The 6,978-nt window shown below is 71.3% G+C and carries 6 protein-coding genes; 4 read left to right on the forward strand and 2 right to left on the reverse strand.

Annotated elements, in window-relative coordinates; genetic code table 11:
* Positions 1 to 2: 2 nt before the first annotated feature.
* Together NB3_RS31535 and NB3_RS31540 are read right to left on the reverse strand one after the other, a co-directional pair.
* Positions 3 to 884: an AAA family ATPase gene (locus NB3_RS31535; RefSeq protein ID WP_157112116.1), complete on the reverse strand. Its 882-nt coding sequence runs from the start codon at positions 882 to 884 to the stop codon at positions 3 to 5.
* 88 nt (positions 885 to 972) lie between these two features.
* Positions 973 to 2,238, reverse strand: coding sequence for a glutamate-5-semialdehyde dehydrogenase (locus NB3_RS31540; protein WP_067810504.1), 1,266 nt, complete (start codon positions 2,236 to 2,238; stop codon positions 973 to 975).
* Positions 2,239 to 2,337: 99 nt separating this feature from the next.
* Here NB3_RS31540 and NB3_RS31545 point away from each other — a divergent pair, with 99 nt between their 5' ends.
* The 4 genes from NB3_RS31545 to NB3_RS31560 form a co-directional block, all read left to right on the forward strand.
* Entirely contained in the window at positions 2,338 to 3,216 is an 879-nt protein-coding gene (locus tag NB3_RS31545) for a ribokinase (protein WP_067810506.1), read from the forward strand.
* A 45-nt stretch (positions 3,217 to 3,261) separates the two neighbouring features.
* Complete coding sequence (locus tag NB3_RS31550; RefSeq protein ID WP_067810521.1) at positions 3,262 to 4,632, forward strand: type I glutamate--ammonia ligase; 1,371 nt, start codon at positions 3,262 to 3,264, stop codon at positions 4,630 to 4,632.
* 1 nt (position 4,633) lies between these two features.
* A complete protein-coding gene (locus NB3_RS31555; protein WP_067810508.1) occupies positions 4,634 to 5,713 on the forward strand; it encodes an amidohydrolase family protein in 1,080 nt (359 codons plus the stop codon).
* Positions 5,714 to 5,803: 90 nt separating this feature from the next.
* Positions 5,804 to 6,978: RtcB family protein (locus NB3_RS31560; RefSeq protein WP_067810522.1), on the forward strand; the 1,175-nt coding region annotated here is incomplete at its 3' end.

Below are 6,978 nucleotides of genomic sequence, written 5' to 3' on the forward strand. Positions count from 1 at the left end.
GCTCAGGCCAGCTTCAGTTCGGCCAGCGCGCGCTGATGGTCGCTCTGGTGTTTGAGGACCACACCGAGCGTGGCGCGGACGGTCGTGTCGTCCAGATCGCGCAGGCCGAGCGCCAGCAGCGTGCGACCCCAGTCGATCGACTCCGCGACCGAGGGCAGTTTCTTCAACTGCATGCCGCGCAGCACGTGCACGATCCGCACCAGCTGCGCCGCGACCGCCGCCGACAGTTCGGGCACCCGGCTGGCCAGGATGCGCCTCTCCAGCTCCTCGTCCGGGAAATCCAGGTGCAGGTACAGGCAGCGGCGCTTGAGCGCCTCGGACAACTCGCGGGTGGCGTTCGAGGTGAGCACGACGAACGGTTTGCGGCTCGCGGTGATCGTGCCCAGCTCCGGCACCGTCACCGCGAAGTCGCTGAGCACCTCGAGTAGCAGGCCCTCGATCTCGACGTCCGCCTTGTCGGTCTCGTCGATCAGCAGCACCGTGGGATCGGAACGCCGGATCGCGGTCAGCAGCGGACGCGACAGCAGGAACTCCTCGGTGAAGACGTCGGCCTTCGTCTCCTCCCAGTCGTTCTCGCTGGACGCCTGGATGCGCAGGATCTGCTTGGCGTGGTTCCACTCGTACAGCGCGCGGGCCTCGTCGACGCCCTCGTAGCACTGCAACCGCACCAGCTCGGCGCCCGAGGTCTGCGCGACCGCGCGCGCCAGCTCGGTCTTGCCGACACCCGCCGGTCCTTCGATCAGCAACGGCTTGCCCAGGCGATCGGCGAGGAACACCGAGGTGGCGGTGGCCTTGTCCGCCAGGTAGCCCGTGCTCGCCAACCGTTCGATCACATCGTCGACCGACGTGAAGATCGGCTCCTGTACTGCGCTCTCCGACACCACCCGGCACCTTCCTTCCGAACCATCCCCCACGCTACGGCAGCGCGCCGCCGACGCCGACTCGGCATCGGCGGCTGCCCCGCACCCGGGGTCAGACGGGCCGGATCTGTCCTTCGCCCCAGACGATCCACTTCGTGGAGGTCAGCTCCGGCAGGGCCATCGGCCCGCGAGCGTGCAGTTTCTGGGTGGAGATGCCGATCTCGGCTCCGAAGCCGAACTGCTCGCCATCGGTGAACGCGGTGGAGGCGTTCACCATCACCGCGGCGGCGTCCACCCGGCTGGTGAATTCTCGGGCCGCGGCGAGATCGCCGGTGACGATGGCCTCGGTGTGGCCGGTGCCCCACGTGTTGATGTGCTCCACCGCCGCGTCCAGGCCGTCGACCACTTTCAGCGCGATGTCCAGGGTGAGGTACTCCTCGCCCCAGTCGGCGTCGGTGGCCGGAACCTGGCCGGGCAGGTCGCCGTGGATGGTGACGCCGGAACGCTCCAGCGCTTCGGTGAGCCGGGGCAGCGCCGTGTCGGCGATCCCGGCGTCGATCAGCACGGTCTCGGCCGCGTTGCACACGCTGGGACGGCGGGTCTTGGCGTTGATCAGGATCCGCTCGGCCATGTCCAGATCGGCGGCGGCATGCACGTAGACGTGGCAGTTGCCGGTACCGGTCTCGATGGTCGGCACCTGCGCGTCGCGCACGACCGCGTTGATCAACCCGGCGCCGCCGCGCGGAATGACCACGTCGACCAGGCCGCGAGCCTGGATCAGATGGGTGACGCTGGAACGGTCCCCGCTCGGCAGCAGTTGCACGGCGTCGGCCGGGATAACCTGTGCGGCAAGCGATTCGCGCAGCACCGCGACGAGCGCGGCATTGGACCGGGCCGCCGAGGACGAGCCGCGCAGCAGGGCGGCGTTACCCGATTTGAGCGCGAGCCCGAACGCGTCGACGGTGACGTTCGGCCTCGCCTCGTACACCATGCCCACCACGCCGAGCGGCACGCGCACCTGCCGGATCTCCAGACCGTTCGGCAGGGTCGAGCCGCGCACCACCACACCGACCGGATCGGGCAGCCCCGCGACCTGACGCAGACCGGACGCGATGCCATCGATGCGCGGCTTGGTCAGCCGCAGCCGGTCCAGCAGCGATTCCAAGGTGCCTGCGGCCTGCGCCGCGGCGATGTCCTCGGCATTGGCGGCCAGCACCCGATCGGCGGCGGCAAGCAGGGCGTCGGCGGCCGCGTGCAGAGCCTCGTTCTTCTGCGCGGTCGTCAGCTGGGCGAGCGCCCGCGACGCGACCCTGGCCTTGCGCGCGGCCTCGTGCACCACCTCGCGGACATCGGGCTGGGTGGTCGTTCCTACCGTCATGGGTACAGCCTACGCACCGGGTACACCGCCGATCCCACCCGCCGCGACGCGGGCGCGGTCGCGTGCGCGCCCCGGCCGTGGCGACTACCGTCCGGCGCTATGACGGCCGAATCGGACGCTCCCGCGATCGTGGTGCTCGGCAGCATCAACATGGATCTGGTCACCACGACCGCACGCAGACCCGACCCCGGTGAGACGGTCCTCGGCAGCGGTTTCGCCATGGTGCCCGGCGGAAAAGGCGCGAACCAGGCCATCGCGGCCCGGCGGGCGGGCGGCGAGGTCAGCTTCCTCGGGGCGGTCGGCGACGACGTCTTCGCCGGTGAACTGCGCGCCGCCCTCACGGACGCCGCGGTGCGCACCGACCGGCTGCGCACCGTCGCCGGGCCGAGCGGCGTCGCCACGATCGTGGTGGACGACGACGGCGAGAACAGCATCATCGTCGTCGGGGGCGCCAACGCGCGGATGACCGAGCTGGCCGAAGACGACCTCGCGGCGATCGCGGCCGCCGAGATCTTGTTGTGCCAGTTGGAGATTCCGATCGAAACGGTGGCCGCCGCCGCGAGCCACGCCCGCGCGAACGACACCACCGTGCTGGTGAACCCATCGCCGGTCCGTCCGCTGCCCGCCGACCTGTGGGCGAATATCGATGTGGCCGTGGTGAACACAGGCGAGGCCGAGCGACTGGGCGCTGATCTCGACGCCGTCGCGCACCTGGTGGTGACCCGAGGAGCGGCGGGCGCGGACTATCGCGGACCGGGCGGAGCGCGCCTGTCCCGGCCCAGCCCCCGCGTCGATGTCGTCGACACCACCGGCGCGGGCGATGCCTTCACCGGCGCGCTGGCCTCGGCCTGGCACCGGGGTCCGGAATGGGCCTTGACCTGGGCTTGCGCGGCCGGAGCGCTGGCGACGACCCGGTTGGGCGCGAGCAGTTCGATCCCGGCCAGGGAGGAGATCACCGCCGCCCTGGTCGCGGAGTAGCGCCGCGTCGGCTCCCGGTGCGCCCGAGCCGATATCGTGATGGGCATGGCCACCACGCCGGATCGCATCCCCGCCGATGGCGACCCCGCGCCGATCGACCGGCTGGACGCGTCCATGGTCGCGCTGAGCTTCGTGGACAACGCGGGCATCACGCGGGTCAAAGCCGTCCCGGGGCAGCGGCTCGAGCCCGCGGCCCGGTACGGCGTCGGGGTGTCGCCGTGCTTCGAGACCTTCGCCTTCGACGACCTGATGGCGATCGGGCGCTATCTCGGCGGGCCCGACGGCGATCTGCGGCTCATCCCCGATCTGAGCATGCTCACCGAACTGGCCTGCCAGCCCGGCTGGGCGTGGGCGCCCACGGACAAATACAACCAGGACGGCACCCGCTTCGCCGCCTGCCAGCGCCACTTCGCGGCCCGCCAGACGGCGGCGGCGCAGGCGGCGGGCCTGCGGTTGTCCATGGCGTTCGAGACCGAATGGGCGGTGGGCCGCGCCGACGGCGCCGACGGCTTCACACCCGCGATCCACGGCCCCGCCTACGGCCTGATCCGGCTCGGGCAGGTGGCCGATTACGCCGCCGAGCTGGTCGCGGCACTCGAGCGGCAGGGCGTCGCCGTGGCCCAGTTCCATCCGGAATACGCGCTCGCGCAACTGGAGTTGTCCGTCGAACCGTCCGAACCGGTCGCGGCCGCCGACGAGGCCGTGCTGGTCCGGCACACGATCCGGCAGGTGAGCGCGCGGCACGGCTGGCGTGCGCTGCTGGCCCCGTGCATCGAACCGGGCGGCGCCGGTTCCGGAGCGCACCTGCACCTGTCGGTGACCGACGCGGACGGACCGTTGTTCGCGGGCGGCGACGGCCCGCACGGCATGCGCCGCACCGGCGAGGCGTTCCTCGCCGGCGTGCTGCGGGAACTGCCCGCGCTGGTCGCGGTGGGAGCGGGCAACCCGGCCAGTTTCCTGCGGTCGGAGCCATCGCGCTGGGCCGGGGTCTGGCAGTGCTGGGGCCGCGAGACCAGGGAGGCCGCGCTGCGCTTCGTCACCGGGGTGCGCGGCACCGAGTCGTGGGCGGCCAACGCCGAGATCAAATGTTTCGACGCGACCGGCAATCCGTACCTGATCGTCGGGTCGGTGATCGCCGCGGGGCTCGCCGGTGTCGCCGAACAGTTGCGGCTTCCGGTCGAGATCACCGGCGACCCCGCGACTTTCGACGCCGAAGCACGCGGGAGGTCGGATGTGCGCCGCCTGCCGACCACCCCGTCCGAAGCCGCCGACCACTTCGCCGCGTCCACGGTGCTCGCCGAGGCCATGGGCGTCGAGCTGCACGACGCGTTGCTCACCGTGCGCCGCGCGGAGGCCGAGCGGTACGCCGCCGCGAGCGCCGAAGAGCTGGTCGCCCTCACCCGCTGGCGGTTCTGACATGCTCACCGACGATGTCCGGCTCACCGACCACCACTGTCACGGGGTGCGCACGGACGACCTGGATCGGGCCGGCTTCGAGCGCTTGCTCGGCGAAGGCGCGCGCGGCAGTTTCGACTCCGCGATCGGGCTCGCCGTGCGCCGCTGGTGCGCCCCGGCGCTGGATCTGCCCGCCCATGTCGGCCCGGATGTCTACCTCCGTCATCGCGCCCGGCTCGGCGCGCGCGAGGTGGCCACCCGCCTGCTGCGCGCGTCCGGGGTGAACCGGTGGTTCCTGGACACCGGAATCGGCGGAAGCACCGCTGATTTCGCGAATCTCGTGGACGGAGAGGTGCGCGAGGTGATCCGGCTGGAGGAGGTGGCCGAGCAAGTCGTCGCGCAGGTCGGCGCGGTGTCCGGGGTGTACGAGCGGATCGAGGCGGAACTGCGGGCACGGGCGGCGGGCGCGGTCGGATTGAAGACGATCGTGGCCTACCGATGCGGTCTGGACTTCCCGCTGCGGGATCACCCGCCGACCAGTTTCGCGCCCGAGCACCGGCTCACCGATCCGGACGTCCTCGGCTGGCTGGTCGGTCTCGGCGCGCGCATCGGCGCCGAACTGGGACTTCCGCTGCAATTCCACACCGGATTCGGTGACCCGGACCTGCGCCTGCGGCACGGCGACCCACTGCTGCTCACCGACTTCCTGCGCCGGACCGCGGGCACCGGCCTGTCGGTGATGCTGCTGCACTGCTGGCCCTTCCACCGCCATGCCGCCTACCTCGCGCACCTCTTCGACCACGTCCATCTGGATCTCGGCCTGACCATCCCCTACGTGGGACAGCGGGCCGGCGCCGTGCTGGCCGAGACGCTGGAACTGGCGCCGTTCCGGGCGCTGTGCTACTCCTCCGACGGTTACGGGCTGCCGGAGCTGCACTACCTCGGCGCCCTGCTCTGGCGGCGTGGCCTCGGAAAGCTCGTCGACGAATGGCTCGCCGACGACGCGATCACCACCGCCGACGCGGAAGCACTGGTGGGCGCCATCGGCCACGGCAATGCCGAGCGCGTCTACCCCGCGCGGTTCGAGCAGACGGTCGGCTGACCGCCGCGACCGGGCGGTCGGATATTCGGGTGCGCCGGGTGTGCTCGGTACCTACCGTTGATGGCAGAGACCAACGGAAGGACCGAGACCATGTTTCCCGTCGAGCTGCGCGGCACCAAGGCGCAGACGCTGATGTGGGCCGATGAGCACGATGTCGAGCAGGCCGCGCTCCAGCAGCTGCGCAACATCGCCGCGCTGAAATGGGTCCACGGCGTCCGCGTGATGCCGGACGTGCACCTCGGCAAGGGGGCCACGGTCGGCTCGGTGATCGCGATGAAGGACGCGGTGTCGCCCGCCGCGGTCGGCGTCGACATCGGCTGCGGCATGGAGAGCGTGCGCACCGATCTCACCGCGGCGGACCTGCCCGACAGCCTGCGTTCGCTGCGGTCGCGCATCGAGGCGGCGGTGCCGGTCGGCTTCCAGGCGCATCACGACGCCGTCGATGTCACCCGGCTCGGCCACCAGGTCGCCGGGCTCGGCGCGAGCACCGCGACGCTGCGCGCGGGCTGGGATCGCTTCTGGGGTTCGTTCGGCGCGCTGGACGGCCGGGTGCATGCACGTGAGTCCAAGGCGCACAAGCAGATGGGCACGCTCGGCGGCGGTAACCACTTCATCGAGATCTGCCTGGACACCGACGACCGGGTGTGGGTCCTGCTGCACTCGGGCAGCCGCAACATCGGCAAGGAACTCGCCGAGCGCCACATGGCTATCGCGCGCTCGCTGCCGCACAACGCCGACCTGCCCGACCGCGACCTGGCGGTCTTCGTCTCCGGCACGCCGGAGATGGAGGCCTACCGGCGCGACCTCACCTGGGCGCAGGAGTACGCGGCGCGCAACCGCGCGGTGATGCTGGCCCTGGTCTGCCGTGCGGTCGCGGCCGAATTCGCCGACCGCGGAGTGCGTTTCGAGCAGCCCATTTCGTGCCACCACAACTATGTGGCGGAGGAGATCATCGACGGCGTGCCCATGCTGGTCACCCGCAAGGGGGCCGTGCGCGCGGGCGAGGGCGACCTCGCGCTGATTCCCGGCTCGATGGGTACCCGCTCGTACGTGGTGCGCGGCAAAGGCAACCCGGCCTCGTTCCAGTCCGCCTCGCACGGCGCGGGACGGCGGATGAGCCGCAACGCGGCCAAGAGGCAGTTCACCGTGGCCGATCTCATCGCCCAGACCGAGGGCGTCGAGTCGCGCAAGGACGCTGGCGTCGTGGACGAGATCCCGGCCGCGTACAAGGACATCGACGAGGTCATCGCGGCACAGCGGGACCT

The organism is Nocardia beijingensis NBRC 16342, assembly GCF_001612785.1.
Classification (GTDB): domain Bacteria; phylum Actinomycetota; class Actinomycetes; order Mycobacteriales; family Mycobacteriaceae; genus Nocardia; species Nocardia beijingensis.

Coding starts and splice junctions, on each gene's coding strand:
- NB3_RS31555 (WP_067810508.1), top strand. CDS start 4,634: ATGCTCACCGACGATGTCCGGCTCACCGACCACCACTGTCACGGGGTG.
- NB3_RS31545 (WP_067810506.1), top strand. CDS start 2,338: ATGACGGCCGAATCGGACGCTCCCGCGATCGTGGTGCTCGGCAGCATC.
- NB3_RS31540 (WP_067810504.1), bottom strand. CDS start 2,238: ATGACGGTAGGAACGACCACCCAGCCCGATGTCCGCGAGGTGGTGCAC.
- NB3_RS31550 (WP_067810521.1), top strand. CDS start 3,262: ATGGCCACCACGCCGGATCGCATCCCCGCCGATGGCGACCCCGCGCCG.